This is a genomic window from Alistipes sp. An66, assembly GCF_002161445.1.
Classification (GTDB): Bacteria; Bacteroidota; Bacteroidia; order Bacteroidales; family Rikenellaceae; genus Alistipes; species Alistipes cottocaccae.
Genome location: NZ_NFHT01000022.1, coordinates 1 through 17,018, shown reverse-complemented (window position 1 = coordinate 17,018; position 17,018 = coordinate 1). Strand labels below are relative to the sequence as shown.

The window sequence follows — 17,018 nt, the reverse complement described above, 5'->3', positions numbered from 1 at the left end:
CGCTGCCCCGACCGCGACGGCCGTTCCGGCCGACCGCACCCGTCCCTACGCCTTCATGCAGGGGGACACGGTGCTGGTGCTCGGCAACGCCCACCTCGAACGCCGTTTCCGCTGGAACGGCGGCAATCTGATGACCCTCTCGCTCGAAGACCGGACGACGGGGGCGATGTTCCGCTCGGTGCGGACGCTTCCCGACTTTGTCTTCACGCGGAATGCCGCGGCGGCGGGCTCCGACGGCCGGCTGACGGTCGACACGCTCCCGGCGACGGCCTGTGCGCCTGCCAGCCTGCGGGCCCGGGTCGAGTATACGGTGGACGGGCTCGACATCCGGCGTGAGTTCCGCATCTATGCCGATGCGCCGGCCGTGGCCTGCCAGACGTGGCTGCGCCTTGCCGAGGGAAAAGAGGCTCCGGCCGCCGTGCTGGACGCCCGCGGGGGCGAGGAGAACGCCGCCGACCGCAAGAACATCGAGGCACAGGCCGACATGGCGGTGAAATCCTCGGAGACGGTGCTCGACCGGATGAGTCTTCCCGGCGTGCACTGGCATGCGCGGGCCGTGGAGTTCTCCGACGTCACGGACTGGAACGACAACCTCGTCTGGGAGCGCGACATCATCGCCTATCGCAAGAACTCCTACCGCGGGAACCTGCTCTTCGTGCGCAACGGCGTCGACGGCAACGGCTTCTTCTTCCTGAAAGAGGCCCCCTGCTCGGCCGTGCAGCTGGCTTACGGGCGCGGCGACTTCACGGCCGATTTCGGCACGTTTGCCGTGACGGGTGTCGGCGTGGAGCCCCGGGACCTCTCGCGCGAGTGGGTGCGGGCCTACGGCGTGGTGACGGGCGTCTTCGGCGAGGGCGAGCTGGCGGCGCTGACCGCCCTGCGGCGTTATCAGAAGCAGATCCGCGCCCCGCGCGACGGCCGCGACGAGATGGTGATGATGAATACCTGGGGCGACCGCAGCCAGGATACGAAGGTCAACGAACACTTCTGCCTCGAAGAGCTCGAACGCGCCGCACGGCTCGGGATCACCCATTTCCAGATCGACGACGGCTGGCAGGAGGGCAAGAGCCCCAATTCGGCGCTGGCCAAGGGGTCGTTCCGCGACATCTGGGCCAACCCCGACTATTGGAAGCCGGCGGCCGACAAGTATCCTTCGGGGTTGGACCCCGTGGTCGAAAGGGCCCGCGAACTGGGCATCGAGGTGGGGTTGTGGTTCAATCCGAGCGTGCAGGACGACTTCGCGGCCTGGGAGAAGGATGCCGACGCCCTGCTGGGACTCTACCGCCGCTACGGCATCAAGGTCTTCAAGATCGACGGACTGTCGATCCCCACGAAGCGGGCCGAGACCAACCTGCGGCGTCTCTTCGACCGGGTCGGGGAGGAGTCGGGCGGCGACGTGCTCTTCAACCTCGATGCCACCGCCTCGCGCCGCGGCGGCTACCACATGTTCAACGAATACGGCAACATTTTTCTTGAAAACCGTTATACCGACTGGGGAAACTACTTTCCCTATCGGACGCTGCGCAACCTCTGGCAGTTGAGCCGCTACGTCCCGGCCGAGCGCATCCAGGTCGAGTTCCTGAACAAGTGGCGCAATGCCGACAAGTATGCCGGGGATCCCTTCGCACCCGCCGGGTACGGCTTCGACTACCTCTTCGCGACGACCATGGCCGGGCAGCCGCTGGCGTGGCTCGAATCGTCGAACCTTCCCGAGGAGGCCTTCGCCATCGCACCGCTCGTCCGCGAATATCGGGCCGTTGCCGCCGATTTCCATGCGGGGATCATCCTGCCCGTGGGCGAGGAGCCGTCGGGACGTTCGTGGACCGGATTCCAGTCGCTCGTCTCGGATGCGGAGGGCTATCTGCTGCTCTACCGCGAGGCTGCACCGTCGGACGAGGGCGTGGTCGAGACCTTCCTGCCCGAAGGCGCGAAGATCATCCTGACCCGCGTACTCGGATCCGGCGACCGGCGCGTCCGGCAGACCGTGGGCCGCAAGGGGGCGCTGTGCGTGTCGCTGCCCGCGGAAAACAGTTTTGTACTCTACAAATACTCGCTTGAAAAATAGAACGATGAAACTTCATGCTTTGCTTGCGGCCGCACTGCTCGGCCTCTCCGCGACCGCTCCGCTGGCGGCGCGCCCGGCGATGACGAACGTCTACGGCCGTGACTGTCAGTCGTTGAACGGCAAGTGGGCCGCAATCGTCGATCCCTACGATCAGGGAGTTCCCAAGGAGATCTTCCTGAACCGTACGCCGCAGAACGACACCGAATTCTTCGAATACGCCTTCGAGGGCGGCCTGCGGCTCGAAGTCCCCGGGGACTGGAACTCGCAGCGCCCCGAGCTCGAATACTACGAGGGTACGGTCTGGTATGCCCGGCACCTGGTGGTCGGGGAGACGGTCCCGCAGCTCCCGGAGGGAGCCTGCGTCACGCCCGTTGCCGCACCGCGCGACGGCGAGCGGCTCTTCCTCTACTTCGGGGCTGTGAACTACCGCTGCAACGTCTATCTCAACGGCGAGAAGATCGCCGCCCACGAGGGCGGATTCACCCCCTTCGAGGTGGAGATCGGCGACCGCCTGCACGAGGGTGACAACTTCCTGGCCGTCGAGGTCAACAACCGCCGTACGCCCGATGCCATTCCGGCCCTGGCCTTCGACTGGTGGAACTACGGCGGCATCACGCGCGACGTGATGCTCGTGCGCACGCCGGATCGCTACATTCGCGACTATTTCCTGCACCTGGACGATGACTCCGACCGGCGGCTGCGGCTCGATGTCGAACTCTCGGAGCCCGCGGCCGGGACCGAAGTCGCGCTGCGGATCCCCGAGCTCGGGGTGGAGGAGACGCTCCGCACCGATGCGCAGGGGCGCGGCAGCCTGACGGTCGACGTCCGCAAGCTGCAACTCTGGGCGCCCGAGGCACCGTATCTCTATGACGTGGAGCTCTCGTACGGCGGGGAGTCGCTCACCGACCGGATCGGCTTCCGCCGCATCGCCGTCGACGGTACGAAGGTCCTTGTCAACGGACGCGAGGTCTTCCTGCGCAGCATCTCCTTCCACGAGGAGATCCCCCAGCGCCGGGGCCGCGCCTGTACGCCGGCCGATGCGCAGATGCTGCTGTCGGAGGTCCGCGCGCTGGGCGCCAACATGGTCCGTCTGGCGCACTACCCGCAGAACGAACACACGGTCCGCATGGCCGAGGAGATGGGTATCCTGCTTTGGGAGGAGATCCCCATCTGGCAGGGTATCGACTTCTCGGATGCCGGGACGGAAGACAAGGCCCGGGAGATGCTGCGCGAAATGATCGTCCGCGACCGCAACCGCTGCGCGATCGGCTTCTGGGGCGTGGCCAACGAAACCCGCCCCTCGGAGCCCCGCGACGCCTTTCTGACCCGCCTGCTCGAACTGGGCAAGAGCCTCGATGCGAGCCGGCTTTATGTTGCGGCCTTCGACAATGTCTATTACAAGCCCGGGAGCGACCGCTTCGAAATGCACGACGACTTCGCGCAGCTGCTGGATGTCGTCGCCGTGAACAAGTACATGGGCTGGTACGCCCCGTGGCCCAAGGATCCCTCGGAACTCCGCTGGGAGGTCTGCACCGACAAGCCGCTGATGATTTCGGAGTTTGGCGGCGAGGCTCTCTACGGGCAGCACGGCGATCCGAAGCGCGCTTCGTCGTGGAGCGAGGAGTATCAGGAGCGGCTCTGCGCCGACAACCTCGCCATGTTCGCCAACATCCCCAATCTGGTCGGAATCTCGCCCTGGATCCTCTTCGATTTCCGCTCGCCCTACCGCTTCCATCCGGTCAATCAGGAGGGCTGGAACCGCAAGGGGCTCCTTTCGGACCGCGGACTGCGCAAGAAGGCCTGGTACGTGATCCGCGACTTCTACCAGGCGAAACGGGAGGAACAATCCCGGAAATAACCGAATATGTATCACTGAATCTCCAACCGGAAAATCATGAAAAGAATAATCAGACTGTTGTGCTGTGCGGCCGTCGTGTCGACGCTCGTCTTGGGGGCCTGCACCGAATCCTCGGCCGACGACGAGCGGACCGAACAGGGCGATCCGGATCAGAAACCCGAACCGAAACCGGAGCCCGAACCGGAGCCCGAACCCGAACCCGAACCGGAAGATCCGCTTGCCGACGGCAAACTCTACATCCTGGCCATCGGCAACAGCTTCTCGCAGGATGCCGTCGAGCAGTATCTCTGGGAACTGTTCGATGCCGCCGGCATCGAGGCCGTCATCGGTAACATGTACATCGGCGGCTGCCCGCTCGAAAAGCACTGGAACAATGCGAAGAGCGACGCCGCGGCCTATGCCTACCGCAAGGTTGTCGGCGGCACGAAGACCGAATCGTCGAACGTCTCCCTCTCGACGGCGCTCGACGATGAGCCGTGGGAGATCGTGACCCTGCAACAGGCCAGCGGCCAGTCGGGCGTCTATTCGAGCTACGTGCCCTATCTGTCGAACCTGATCGGCTATTTGCAGGAGCGCGTCGACGCGCAGATCTGGTTCCACCAGACGTGGGCCTATGCGCAGAGCTCGACCCATGAGTCGTTCCCGACCTACCGCAGCGACCAGACGGCCATGTACGAGGCCATTGTCGGGGCCGTTCAGCAGGCCTTTGCCGACAACGCCGAACTCTCCGGCGTGATTCCCGCGGGCACGGCGGTCCAGAATGCCCGGACGTCGTTCCTCGGCGATACGTTCAACCGCGACGGCTACCATCTCGAAACCACCTACGGCCGCTATACGGCCGCCTGCACCTGGTTCGAGGCGCTGTCGGGGCAGTCGGTCGTCGGGAACGCCTACGCCCCCTCGACGATCGACGACCAGATGACCGCCATCGCGCAGCATGCCGCGCATGCCGCCGTGGAGAAGCCCTACGAGGTGACCGTGCTCGTCGACTACCAGCAGCCGCAGGTCGACGACGGCCCCATCGAGGCGCCGATCTATGTCGACTTCGGAAGCAAATCCTCCGGGACGCCCTGGAACAACATCACCGTTGCGGATGCCGCCGACATCACGCTGAAAGATGCCGAGGCGCGTTACACGCAGGCTGTTCTGTCGATTGACCCGGCGTTCAGCACCGTCTATGCCGGAGTGCGCGGCGAGCCCCAGGCGGATTTCGTGTCGGGCGGCATCACCTGGCCCCGCATGGTCTGGGTCGACGGACTCACGGTGTCGGGTACGGCCGGCGAAGGCGACAGCGATCCCGCCACGATCGTCATCTCGGGGCTGCAACCCACCCAGAATTTCGACGTCACGGTGCTGGCGGTACGTTACAACGGTACGCGGACGGCCCGTACGACCGATTATCGGCTCGTCGGCGCCTCGGAAACCGGCGGGCAGATCAGTCAGGGAATCCGTATCGGCTCCGGTGAAGGCCAGTATGCCTCGTGGGAGGAGGTTCCCTTCGAGGAGTATGCCCTGACGTTCGAGGGTGTGGCGCCCGCCGCGGACGGAACCCTGCGCCTCACGGTCAAGGGCGTGGATGTCGGCTCCACGGCCGTCGAGGGACACATCTCGGCACTCTGTCTGGCTCCGGCCGAATAACGGATGAACGAATCGCGAAAATAAAGCCATGAAACGACACCTCTTCCGCCGTCTGCTTGCGGCGCTCCTGCTCCTGCTGGCGGGTACGGCCTTCGCGGCCCGGACGCCGGACCCCGCGGCAGCTCCGGCCGCCCCGGCCGCAACCACCGCCCCGGACAACTCGCAAACAGCCTCCCGGACGCTGAAAATTCTGGCCGTCGGCAACAGCTTCTCGCAGGATGCCGTCGAGCAGTACCTCTGGGAGCTGTTCGATGCCGCCGGGATCGACGTCGTGATCGGGAACCTGTTCATCGGGGGCTGCACGCTCGAACGCCACCGGGACAACGCCCGCAGCGGCGACGGCGCCTACCGTTACCGCAAGATCGTCGACGGCGTGCGCACCGAGACGCCCGGCGTGTCGCTCGACAGCGCGCTGGCCGACGAGGCGTGGGACATCGTGACCCTGCAACAGGCCAGCGGCAAGTCGGGACGCTATGCGACCTACCAGCCCTATCTGCGCGATCTGATCGAGCATGTCGGACGGCTCGTGCACAACCCCGCGCTGCAAATCTGGTTCCACCAGACGTGGGCCTATGCCGGGGATTCGAAACACGGCGAGTTCGCGCTCTACGACCGCGACCAGCAGACGATGTACGGCCACATCATGCGGAGCGTGCGCTGTGCGCTGGACGACTCGCCGCGGATCTGCGGCGTGATCCCCGCGGGCACGGCGGTCCAGAACGGACGCACCACGCCGCTGGGCGATACGTTCAACCGCGACGGATACCATCTCGAAACCACCTACGGCCGCTATACGGCGGCCTGTGCGTGGTTCGAGGCGCTGTCGGGCGAGTCGGTCGTCGGAAACGCCTTCGCTCCGCGGACGCTCGATGCGCAGCAGACGCGCTGGGCACAGCTGGCGGCCCATTACGCCGTGCGGCGCCCCTTCTCGGTAACCTCCTGGAAGGAGATGCAGGTCGAGGAGCGTGTGGATTCGCTTCTGGAACGGATGACCCTCGAAGAGAAGGTCCTCCAGCTCAACCAGTACACGGCCGGGCGCAACGACAACGAAAACAACATCGGTGAGACCGTGAGCAAGATCCCCGCCGAGATCGGCTCGCTGATCTATTTCGGCGACGATCCCGTGCTGCGCAACGCCATCCAGCGTCATGCCGTCGAGGAGTCGCGGCTGGGAATTCCGATCCTCTTCGGGTTCGATGTCATCCACGGTTTCCGGACCGTATGCCCCATTCCGCTGGCGCAGGGAGCGTCGTGGAATCCCGCGTTGACGGAGCGCGTCTGTGCCGATGCCGCCCGCGAGGCCTATTACACCGGTATCGACTGGACCTTCTCGCCGATGGTCGACGTGGCGCGCGATCCCCGCTGGGGCCGGGTGGCCGAGGGTTACGGCGAGGATCCGTTCCTGACCTCCCGCTTCTCGGAGGCGGCCGTGCGCGGCTATCAGGGCGATGACCTGGCGGAGGAGGGCTCGATTGCCGCCTGTCTGAAACACTATGTCGGCTACGGCGCGTCGGAGGCCGGCCGCGACTACGTGCCGACCGAAATCTCGCGCCAGTCGCTGTGGGATACCTACCTGCCGCCGTTCGAGGCCGGCATCAAGGCCGGGGCCGCCACGGTGATGAGCGCTTTCAACCTGTTGAGCGGCATCCCGGCATCGGCCGACCGCTACACGATGACCGAGGTGCTCAAAGAGCGCTGGGAGCACGACGGATTCGTCGTCTCGGACTGGGACGCCATCCGGCAGCTGATCAATCAGGGCTACGCCCCGAACGACCGGGAAGCCGGGGAGAGAGCTTTCAATGCCGGGCTCGACATGGACATGGTCGACAATATCTACGCCCGGCATCTGGGGGATCTGGTCGCCGAAGGACGGGTGTCGGAGGAGCGGCTTGACGATGCCGTGCGGCGCGTCCTGCGCGTGAAGTTCCGTCTCGGACTCTTCGAGCGTCCCTACACCGAGGAGCGTCCCGAAGCGGAGCGCATCCTGCAACCCGAAGCCGTGGAAAACGCCCTGCAAATGGCCGTCGAGTCGATGGTGCTGCTCAAAAACGACGGGGCGGTGCTGCCGCTCGCTGCAACGTCGCGGATCGCCCTGCTGGGGCCGCTGGCCGACAATGGCGAGGAACTGCTCGGCTCGTGGTACGGACGCGGGCGCGGCGAGGATGTCGTGACCGTGAAGCAGGGGCTCGAAAAGCACTTCGGCGCCGACCGCATCGTCTGCCGGCCGGGTTGTGACTTCGAGACCCGCCCGACGGCGAAGGAGTTGAAGGCGGCCGGCGCGCTGGTGAAGCGTTCGGATGCCGTGGTGCTCTGCCTGGGCGAGAAGCGCCGGTGGAGCGGCGAGAACGCCTCGCGTTCGGAGATCGTGCTTCCCGAGGCGCAGATGGAGCTGTTGAAAAGCGTCTCGGAGACGGCGCGGCGGGCCGGAAAGCCGGTGGTCGTCGTGCTCTTCAACGGACGTGCACTCGACCTGACGGAGGTGGAGCCGCTGGCCGATGCGATGCTCGAAGCCTGGCAGCCGGGCGTGACCGGCGGTGAAGCCGTGGCGCGGCTGCTTTGCGGCGAGGAGAACCCTTCGGGACGTCTGACCCTCACCTTCCCGCGCAGCGTCGGGCAGATCCCCATCTACTACAACCACCGCAACAGCGGCCGCCGGGGAACCCAGGGTCTCTATCAGGACATTCCGAGCACGCCCCTCTATCCGTTCGGATACGGGTTGAGCTATACGACCTTCACCTACGGTGAGCCGACGCTCCGCGCCCTGCTCAAAGACGGCCGCGAGGTGGCAGTCGGACGGGAACCGCTGAAACTCGCCGACGTGGTGCGCCTGACGGCCGAGGTCGAGGTGCGCAACGACGGCGGACGGGACGGCCGCGAGGTGGTGCAGTGGTACGTGACCGACCCTTATTGCTCGATTGCGCGGCCGGTCCGGGAGTTGAAGCACTTCGAGAAGCGGATGATCGCCGCCGGCGACGCGCAGCGCTTCGAGTTCCGGATCGACCCGATGGAGGAGCTGGGATTCGTCGATGCCGCGGGGCGGCGCTTCCTCGAACCGGGGCTCTTCACGCTCCGTGTCGGCGGACACCAGGTCGACTTCACGCTCGAATAGGCCCGGAAAGGGGAATGAATCGAAAATCTATGAAATACGATCCTAAAAACAAAACAAGCATGGAAAAAGAGTTGATACGGACCGGACTTTGGGCCGGTTTGGCCCTGCTGCTCGCGTGCGGGGGCTGCTCCAAGGATGAGGACGGCGAGTCGGGTGGTGCCGGCAACGTCAAGGGTGTCGAGGTGACGGTGACGCCCGACCGGGAGTCGATCCTGCGCAACCCCTTCTCGGGGTGGGTGCTCTATGCCGGACTCGGCGACGGCCTTGCCGACGACTATTGGGCGCAGTATGACCATCTGGAATGCCCGTCGGTCCCCGAAGGTTATGTCAAGGTGTCGGATTATGCGTCGATGCTGCTCATCCGGATCCGCTGGGCGGATGCCAACCCCGAACGCGGCGTCTACATCTGGGACGAGGGCGTCGATACCAAACAGGCCCAGCGCCTGCGGATGCTGATGGAGGGCGCCGAGAAGCGCGGTCTGAAACTGGTCTTCAACTTCACGGCCGACAGCCGCGACTTCACCTATCAGATGGTCCCCGAATACGTCCGCGAGGAGATCGAGGCCGCAGGCCGCGAGGTCTACTGCTCGAAGAACGGGGCCACGGACCTCTGGACGCCCTATCCCGACGATCCGGCCTTCCAGAAGTGCTATGCCGAGTTCATGCGGGCCTTCGCCGCGAAGTTCGACGATCCCGACATCACGGCCTTCATCGGCGGTTTCGGAATCGGCCTGTGGGGCGAGTACCACAGCTGCATCTACTCGACGGGCGACGACTCGCCCCGCGAGGCGGTCTTCGACTGGGTGACGAACCTCTGGAACGAGACCTTCAAGAACGTCCCCATCGCCGTACAGGTGCACCGCTGGATCGGAACCAAAACCCAGTGGGCCGGAGACAAGTATGATCCCGATTCGGAACGGCTGATCCAGAAGGCCGTCGACATGGGATTCTCCATGCAGAGCGCCGCATTCGGCATGCACACCTATTTCTCGAACTGGGAGAAGAGCATGTTGCAGAAAAACCGCTATCTTCGTCCCATCGCCTCCGAAGGCGGCTGGGTCCGGAAGCACGGGATCCCGGCCATTCAGGGCGACGGCTATTCGGACTGGGGCGATGTCCGCAGGGGCGAATACGAGGATGCCATCGGTTCGTGCGTCAATACCATGGACTTCCGCTACAACAGCAACATCACCGAGGGCGAGACCTGGTCGTGGTTCAACGAGGCGTATGAGTATGTGCTGAAATTCATCCGCGAGGGGTGCTACCGCCTCTATCCCGACCGGCTGACCCTTCCCGAGACGCTGACGAACGGCTCGAAGGCGACACTTGCCCACCGCTGGGTCAACCTCGGATACTCCTACTGCCCGACGAACATCCCGCAGTACCACGACAAGTACAAGGTGGCCTTCGCTCTGCTCGACCCCGAGACGAAGCAGCCCGTGAAGCTCTACTTCGATGAGCAGGCGCAGCCCTGCGACTGGCACAAGGGATCCCGTACGCAGTACACCTTCACGTTCGATGTCGGGACGGTAGCCGCTGGCAATTACAAATGGGCCGTCGGCATCGTCGATACCTCGAAGCAGAACGCGATCGGCATCCGGCTCGCCGCCAAGGACCGTGTGACGCCCGACGGATGGGTGGAACTCTCGGATGTCCGCGTCGAGTAGGACGATCGGACGGATGCCGGACTCCGGTCCGGCCACGAAGCGACGGACGGCTCTCCGGATTCCGGAAAGCCGCCCGGGCTTTGTCCGAGAACCCGGGACAGGACTCCTGCCCGCACCGGAGCAGAAGCCCGGCAGACTGAAACGAATGAAACAAACCATCTGAAAACCCATGAATCGACTTCTCTTTACGCTGTTGGCGCTCTCGGCAGCCGTCGCACTCCATGCGCAGGGCCTGCGCCGCGAAGAAACGCTCTCCGACTGGCAGTTTCGCAATGATCACGATTTTGAACAGACCGACGGCTGGCAGTCGGTGACCGTGCCTCACGATTGGGCTATCTGCGGGCCCTTCTCGCGCGAGAACGACTTGCAGGAGGTCGCCGTCATCCAGAACGGCGAGACGGCCTCCTCGCTGAAAACCGGACGCACGGGCGGCCTGCCCTACGTCGGCAAGGGGTGCTACCGGAGGACGATCTCGGTCGACACGCTGGCCGGACGGCGTTACGTGCTGCTCTTCGACGGTGCGATGAGCGAGGCCCGGGTTCTCGTCAACGGCCGCGAGGTCTGCTTCTGGCCCTACGGGTACAGCGCCTTTTCGTGCGAGATCACCCGGGCGCTGCATGTCGGAGAAAATCAGCTTGTCGTGCTGCTCGAAAACCGCCCGCAGTCTTCGCGCTGGTATCCCGGCGCGGGGCTTTACCGCGAAGTGAAGTTGTTGACGCTGGCGCCGGTTCATGTGCCGGTGTGGGGCGTGCAGGTACTGACGCCCTATGTCGGCGCGGATTACGCCTCGGTGACCCTCCGTACGAAGCTCGACGGACTGAAAGGCGGCGAGACCGTCGAGATCGAGACCGCCGTGCGCAATGCCGCCGGTGAGGTCGTCGCCGCAAAGACCAACCGCCGGAATTGGGTCTACGATACGCCCTTCGAGCAGCATCTGACGGTCGAGCATCCCGCGCTGTGGTCGCCGGAGAGCCCTGCGCTCTACACGGCCGAGTCGACGGTCCGCATCGACGGCGTGGAGATGGACCGCCATACGACCCGCTTCGGAATCCGGACCGTCGAGGTGCGGGCCGACAAGGGTTTTTTCCTCAACGGCGAGCTGCGCCGTTTCAAGGGGGTCTGCCTGCATCACGACCTGGGCCCGCTGGGCGCCGCCGTGAACCGTGCCGCCCTCCGGCATCAGCTGACGATGCTCCGCGACATGGGTTGCAACGCCATCCGCACGTCGCACAACATGCCGGCCGAGGAGCTCGTCGAACTCTGCGACGAGATGGGATTCATGGTGATGGTCGAACCCTTCGACGAGTGGGATGTCGCCAAGTGCGCCAACGGCTATCACCGCTATTTCCGGGAGTGGGCCGAACGCGACATGGTCGCCATGCTGCACCACTTCCGCAACAACCCTTCGGTGGTGATGTGGTCCGTGGGCAACGAGGTCCCCTCGCAATGGGAGGCCGATGGGTACCGCATGGCGTCGTGGTTGCAGGAGATCTGCCACCGCGAAGATCCGACGCGCCCGGTGACCTGCGGCATGGATCAGGTCGATGCCGTGCTTTCGAACGGATTTGCGGCGATTTTCGATGTCCCGGGGCTCAATTACCGCGTGCACCGCTATCGCGAGGCTTACGACCGGCTACCGCAGAGCATCATCCTCGGCTCCGAAACCGCCTCGACGGTCTCGTCACGCGGTGTCTACCACTTCCCGGTGGAGTACGGCCCCGACCGGTTGCATGACGACCACCAGTCGTCGGGCTACGACGTCGAATTCTGCGGCTGGTCGAATGTCCCGGACGATGATTTTGCCGCCGCGGAGGATCTTCCGTGGCTCATGGGACAGTTCGTCTGGACGGGTTTCGACTACCTCGGCGAACCGACGCCCTACCATACCGATGCGTGGCCCAACCACAGCTCGATGTTCGGAATCATCGACCTCGCGTCGCTGCCCAAGGACCGCTACTGGCTCTACCGCAGCGTCTGGAATACGGAGTCGCCGACCCTGCACGTGCTACCGCACTGGAACTGGCCGGGGCGTGAGGGCGAGATTACGCCCGTCTATGTCTATACGTCGTACCCTTCGGCGGAACTCTTCATCAACGGCAGGAGCCAGGGCATCCGGACGAAGAACCGCAACAGCAACCTGGAACGCTATCGGCTGATGTGGAACGAGGTGCGTTACGAACCGGGCGAGGTGCGCGTCGTGGCCTACGATGCCGAGGGGCGTCAGGCCGCGGAGCGGATCGTCCGTACGCCGGGGAAACCGTGGGCATTACGGTTGTCGGTGGATCGAAAGACATTGGCGGCCGACGGACGGGATCTGGCCTATGTGACGGTCGGCGTGGTCGACCGGGCGGGGAATCCCGTGCCGACGGAGCATCGCGAAGTGCGTATCGAGGTTGCCGGAGCGGGACACTTCCGGGCCGTGGCCAACGGCGACCCCACGTCGCTGGAATCCTTCTGCGAGCCGCACATGCACCTCTTCAACGGACTGCTGACGGCAATTGTCGGGAGCGGCGACCGACCGGGTGAGCTGGTTGTCAAGGCTTCGGCCCGTGGATTGAAGAGTGCCGAACTGCGTATTTCGGTGCAGTAGGATGGGGTGAGCGAGAAAAGAAAAAGGATCCGTGTCAAACACGGATCTTTTTTTATGGGTTTTTTATCTGTTTTGGGCCTCCTGGGGTGGAAGAAGGGACTCGAACCTATGATTATTTACCTCTATATATCAATGTGTTGTAGCTGATGCTTCGTTGTTGGGTCACTGATTTGTTGGAGTAATTTTACGTCTCAATACTTTCCCTTGCTACAAAGCAAAGATACGTTATATGTTTCTCATCTCAAAATAAGATTCAATAAATTTGATATCCGATTCTTGGGTACGATTAGGGGATAGTCACAGTCGACCACCAGCACGTCCCGTTGCAAGGTATAGTGGAGATGGCTGGCAAGCAGAACGGTGAAGGTTGATTTTCCGACGCCGCCTTTTTGATTGCATACGGCAATGCTTACAGGTGTGTTTTCCATAATTTATTTCTTCAGGAAGGCGCGATTTAACAGGTTTGTTCAAGAGTGCGTTCACGCACGAACTCCCGAGTTCGTGAATTCAGGAATAAGGTCCGGCACGAACAAAGGGAAGCATTTCATCGTGAAGGAACAGATGACGGAAGCTGTTCCCGAAATCCTGAAAAACAGGATCAATGAACAAATACAATAGCAGTTTCATGGATGGATTGTTGGACGTTTGCCCGCAAGGTAATGCGGTTTCTGGGGATTGGTTCCCGGTGTCCTTCGGAGGCCTCGCATGGCCGACAAGGACGCTTTTTAATCCCTGAAGATCCTCGTAATATTGCAGCGGAGAATCCGCCCGTGATTTTTCGTTTCGGAGTTGCTTTTTCAAGAGAGGAATTGTCCTCTGCGAATGCCGGAACTGTACCCGTCGCCTGACGGGAGCGAGGTGTACTTTTGTCCGACAACCGGCGGTTTGTCCGACAAAGGACCTCGCTCTGCGAGGCGGGCGGTGTTCTCCCAAGTCGAACCCCAAATCTTCCATCGAATGACCCGTCAGAGAAAATGCAACACTCAAATCCCGGCCCCGAGTTACAAATACTCTTTCCGGCTCAACGAAGAGCAGGAGATCCGCTTCCGGCAGATGCTTGCTGCCGCCGGATTGGAGCACAACCGCAGCCGGTTTATCGTCAAACGACTCTTTGCCGAGCGCTTCGAAGTCATCCGTCGCGATCCTTCAAAGGCCGAGTTTCTGGCACGTCTCAACGACCTTTACTTCCAGTTTCAGCGCGTCGGGCATAACTACAATCAGGTGGTCCGGGCCATCAACAGCCACTTCTCCAACGTCTCGATTCCGCGCCAAATCGCTGCGTTGGAACAGCATACCCGCGAGTTGAAAGCATTGAGTGTCGAGATTCTGAATCTTACCAAACAGGCCGAAGGATGGTTGCGAATATAAGAACGGGCGCAACTGTCGGTGGAGCTATCCGCTACAACGAGGAGAAGGTCAACCGGGGAAAGGCCGTGGTACTCTTCTGGAATCGGGTGCTCAATCCGTTCGATGCCACGGGCCACATGAGCCACGAACGGTGCATGGCCAGCTTCGAACCCTTTCTCCAGACTAACCGGCGAACGACCAACACGGTCTTCCATGTCTCGCTGAACCCCTCGCCCGAGGACCGTCTGAACGATGAGCAACTGGGCGAGATTGCCCGTGAATATATGGAGCGGATGGGCTACGGCGAGCAGCCCTACATCGTATTCAAACACCGGGATATTGCCCGCGAACATCTGCATATTGTGTCGCTTCGTATTGACCGCGAGGGTCGGAAACTGCCTCATGACTTCGAGGCCCGACGTTCTGTAGAGATTACGCGGGACCTCGAGCGAAAATACGGGCTACCCCCGAGCATTAAAGGCCAGGAACTGCAGGATCGGGAGGAATTGCGCAAGGTGGATTATCAGAAGGGAGACGTCAAGCAACAGGTCTCCTCCACCGTAAGGTCGTGCCTGCAGCATTACCGCTGCGCCTCTTTTGGGGAATGGCGGACGCTGCTGGAAGCCTTCAATGTCTCGACCGAGGAGCGAACCGGAACTATCGACGGCCGCGATTATGCCGGAATGATTTACGGGGCGCTGACCGATGACGGCTATGGCATCGGAACGCCGTTCAAGTCGAGCCGCATCGGGAAGGATGTCGGATATGAGGCCCTGCAACGCTATTATGAGCGTTCGAAAATGGCCTTGAAGGAGTACGGAGTCCTTGATGAGTTGCGGAGTAAGATTGCTGATGAAATGGAGAGGTGTACAAGCCGGGCGGAGTTCTGCGAACAGTTGCGTGATCGGGATGTCGATGCGGTATTCCGCCTCAATGCTGCGGGACGGGTCTACGGTGTAACCTTTATTGACCACGAACAAGGAATCGTAGCCAACGGCTCCCTGCTGGGCCGTAGTTTCTCGGCCAACGTCTTCGAACAGTTGTTCCATGCTGAAGCAAAGGAGCGTGGAGTCTCTTGGGAATCCTCAGCGCAGGCGCAACCTTCCTCAAAGAGCCCTTCCTGTCCGAATCAGTCGTACCATCCGTTGGATGCTATTCTGGAATTGGCAGACGTACAGGCTTATGAGGTGGAGCAACAGCGGATCCGGCGTCGAAAACGCCGTCACTTAATATGAAATCTTATATAGATTTTCATGAGATACCTAAAAATATCTATCAAGATATATGTGTTTGTTAGAATTTACTTTGCGAAATAATAACACAGTTAGTAAATCAAAACATGTAGAAATTTTAAAGTAATTAAATCTTGAATTATATGGTAAAAGGCTATTGATCCGGTAAATTTTGTTAATATGTTGAAAAGCCGATTACTTGTATATGAATGATTGTTTTACAGATATAAATTTTATTTAACTTATTAAGGGTGGGTAGTCTACCAAAAAAATGAAAAGGTGTGAGCCTGCAGATAAATATATTTTACAAAATTTATTGTTAAAAATATCGGACAATGTTGGCTATATTCTTTTTTTTTATTATATTTGCAAACGATTGCACGTATATGAAACACAAGGGAGTTACAATATTTGACATTTCAAAGAGATTAGGGATATCTGCTTCTACGGTATCCAGAGCACTTAATGGCAGTAAGTTAATATCTGAACAAACTCGGAATAAAGTCATTGAAGAAGCAAAAAAAATAGGCTTTCGCCCTAATCCTTTTGCAGTTGCATTAAAAACAGGTAAGACAAAAACAATCGGAATGATCGTTCCGCTTATTAATAGGAACTATTTTGTTGAAGCAATTGCAGGTGTTGAAGAAACTATATATGCCGCAGATTATGACCTAATTATTGCGTCCTCTGGAAATTTTTATTCAAGAGAAAAAAAGATTGTTGAATCCATGGCTCAAGGCAAAGTTGTTGGTGTAATTGCAGCCGTAGCCGCGGAAACAACGAATTATGACCATTATAAGACTCTGATTGATAATGGTATACCTGTTGTTATGTTTGATAGGCTCATGCCTCTGCCTGGAATGAGCAGTGTTGTACAAGATGATTTCCAAGGTGCATATAATGCTACAAATCATTTAATCCAACAAGGTTGTCGAAAAATATTCCACTATCGGGGCCTTCAAAATGTGTCAATGTGGAACGCTCGTGAGAAAGGGTATCGTCAAGCAATGGCTGATGCTGGAATTGAAATTTCTAAAAATTGGGTTCATACTGCTTTAACAACACCTGAAGAAGGCGCTAAATATGCAGAACGACTTATTTTAAGAGGAACTCTTCCCGATGCAATTTTATTCTCAGGTGATTTTGCAGCTAAAGCTGCAATGGAGGTTTTTGCAGCAAATGGGGTGAATATTCCAAAAGATATTGCGATAGTCGGTTTTGTTAATGAACCGTGGGACAAATATTTGACACCACCTCTATCTTCTGTTGAACAATTTCCCTATAATATAGGTCGAGATGCTGGACGGTTAATGTTGAATGCCATCAATGGAGAACCGCCGCAAAAGATTGTATATAATACAGAACTCATCATTCGAGAATCATCTTTAAAGTATAATCATTACTGTCCCGTAAAAGTGGATAAATAGTTCTTTGAAATTATTGAAATATAGTCAATTACGTGTTTTCTTGAGATGAAACGGACTTGATTTTGCAACTTTGCAGTCTAATACA

General features: G+C 60.2%; 9 protein-coding genes and 1 pseudogene. 9 read left to right on the top strand and 1 reads right to left on the bottom strand.

The window, feature by feature from the left end:
- The first annotated feature begins 55 nt into the window (after nucleotides 1-55).
- The 6 genes from B5G16_RS11515 (at nucleotide 56) to B5G16_RS11490 (ending at nucleotide 12,927) form a co-directional block, all read left to right on the top strand.
- Entirely contained in the window at nucleotides 56-2,065 is a 2,010-nt protein-coding gene (locus tag B5G16_RS11515; RefSeq protein WP_239406096.1) for an alpha-galactosidase, read from the top strand.
- Nucleotides 2,066-2,069: 4 nt separating this feature from the next.
- Entirely contained in the window at nucleotides 2,070-3,923 is a 1,854-nt protein-coding gene (locus B5G16_RS11510; RefSeq protein ID WP_087263997.1) for a glycoside hydrolase family 2 protein, read from the top strand.
- A gap of 36 nt (nucleotides 3,924-3,959) precedes the next feature.
- Nucleotides 3,960-5,561, top strand: a complete 1,602-nt coding sequence (locus tag B5G16_RS11505) for a DUF4886 domain-containing protein (protein ID WP_087263995.1) — start codon at nucleotides 3,960-3,962, stop codon at nucleotides 5,559-5,561.
- Between the two features lie 28 nt (nucleotides 5,562-5,589).
- Nucleotides 5,590-8,670: a DUF4886 domain-containing protein gene (locus B5G16_RS11500; RefSeq protein WP_087263993.1), complete on the top strand. Its 3,081-nt coding sequence runs from the start codon at nucleotides 5,590-5,592 to the stop codon at nucleotides 8,668-8,670.
- A 59-nt stretch (nucleotides 8,671-8,729) separates the two neighbouring features.
- Complete coding sequence (locus B5G16_RS11495; RefSeq protein WP_239406094.1) at nucleotides 8,730-10,337, top strand: DUF4832 domain-containing protein; 1,608 nt, start codon at nucleotides 8,730-8,732, stop codon at nucleotides 10,335-10,337.
- Between the two features lie 169 nt (nucleotides 10,338-10,506).
- The gene (locus B5G16_RS11490) at nucleotides 10,507-12,927 is read left to right on the top strand and encodes a glycoside hydrolase family 2 TIM barrel-domain containing protein (RefSeq protein ID WP_087263989.1); all 2,421 of its coding nucleotides are present in this window, start codon (nucleotides 10,507-10,509) and stop codon (nucleotides 12,925-12,927) included.
- 290 nt (nucleotides 12,928-13,217) lie between these two features.
- On the opposite strand, the pseudogene B5G16_RS11485 reads toward B5G16_RS11490, so the two are convergent.
- Nucleotides 13,218-13,355 (bottom strand): annotated as a pseudogene (locus B5G16_RS11485) (ParA family protein); the annotation flags it as partial.
- Nucleotides 13,356-13,884: 529 nt separating this feature from the next.
- Between B5G16_RS11485 and B5G16_RS11475 the strand changes: the two are divergent.
- The 3 genes from B5G16_RS11475 to B5G16_RS11465 all read left to right on the top strand — a co-directional run bounded on the left by B5G16_RS11475 (nucleotide 13,885) and on the right by B5G16_RS11465 (nucleotide 16,933).
- Complete coding sequence (locus B5G16_RS11475) at nucleotides 13,885-14,295, top strand: mobilization protein (protein WP_087263983.1); 411 nt, start codon at nucleotides 13,885-13,887, stop codon at nucleotides 14,293-14,295.
- Nucleotides 14,280-15,509 carry a conjugal transfer protein MobB gene (mobB, locus tag B5G16_RS11470; RefSeq protein WP_087263980.1) on the top strand — a complete coding sequence of 410 codons (1,230 nt, stop codon included), beginning with the start codon at nucleotides 14,280-14,282 and terminating at the stop codon, nucleotides 15,507-15,509. The genes B5G16_RS11475 and mobB overlap by 16 nt, the downstream gene beginning before the upstream one ends.
- A gap of 383 nt (nucleotides 15,510-15,892) precedes the next feature.
- Nucleotides 15,893-16,933, top strand: a complete 1,041-nt coding sequence (locus tag B5G16_RS11465) for a LacI family DNA-binding transcriptional regulator (RefSeq protein ID WP_087264022.1) — start codon at nucleotides 15,893-15,895, stop codon at nucleotides 16,931-16,933.
- The last annotated feature ends 85 nt before the right edge of the window (nucleotides 16,934-17,018 follow it).

Bases quoted from the DNA above. Each gene is read 5' to 3' on its own strand.
- B5G16_RS11490 (WP_087263989.1), top strand. From the start codon at position 10,507: ATGAATCGACTTCTCTTTACGCTGTTGGCGCTCTCGGCAGCCGTCGCA.
- mobB (WP_087263980.1), top strand. From the start codon at position 14,280: ATGGTTGCGAATATAAGAACGGGCGCAACTGTCGGTGGAGCTATCCGC.
- B5G16_RS11500 (WP_087263993.1), top strand. From the start codon at position 5,590: ATGAAACGACACCTCTTCCGCCGTCTGCTTGCGGCGCTCCTGCTCCTG.
- B5G16_RS11465 (WP_087264022.1), top strand. From the start codon at position 15,893: ATGAAACACAAGGGAGTTACAATATTTGACATTTCAAAGAGATTAGGG.
- B5G16_RS11495 (WP_239406094.1), top strand. From the start codon at position 8,730: ATGGAAAAAGAGTTGATACGGACCGGACTTTGGGCCGGTTTGGCCCTG.
- B5G16_RS11510 (WP_087263997.1), top strand. From the start codon at position 2,070: ATGAAACTTCATGCTTTGCTTGCGGCCGCACTGCTCGGCCTCTCCGCG.
- B5G16_RS11515 (WP_239406096.1), top strand. From the start codon at position 56: ATGCAGGGGGACACGGTGCTGGTGCTCGGCAACGCCCACCTCGAACGC.
- B5G16_RS11475 (WP_087263983.1), top strand. From the start codon at position 13,885: ATGACCCGTCAGAGAAAATGCAACACTCAAATCCCGGCCCCGAGTTAC.
- B5G16_RS11505 (WP_087263995.1), top strand. From the start codon at position 3,960: ATGAAAAGAATAATCAGACTGTTGTGCTGTGCGGCCGTCGTGTCGACG.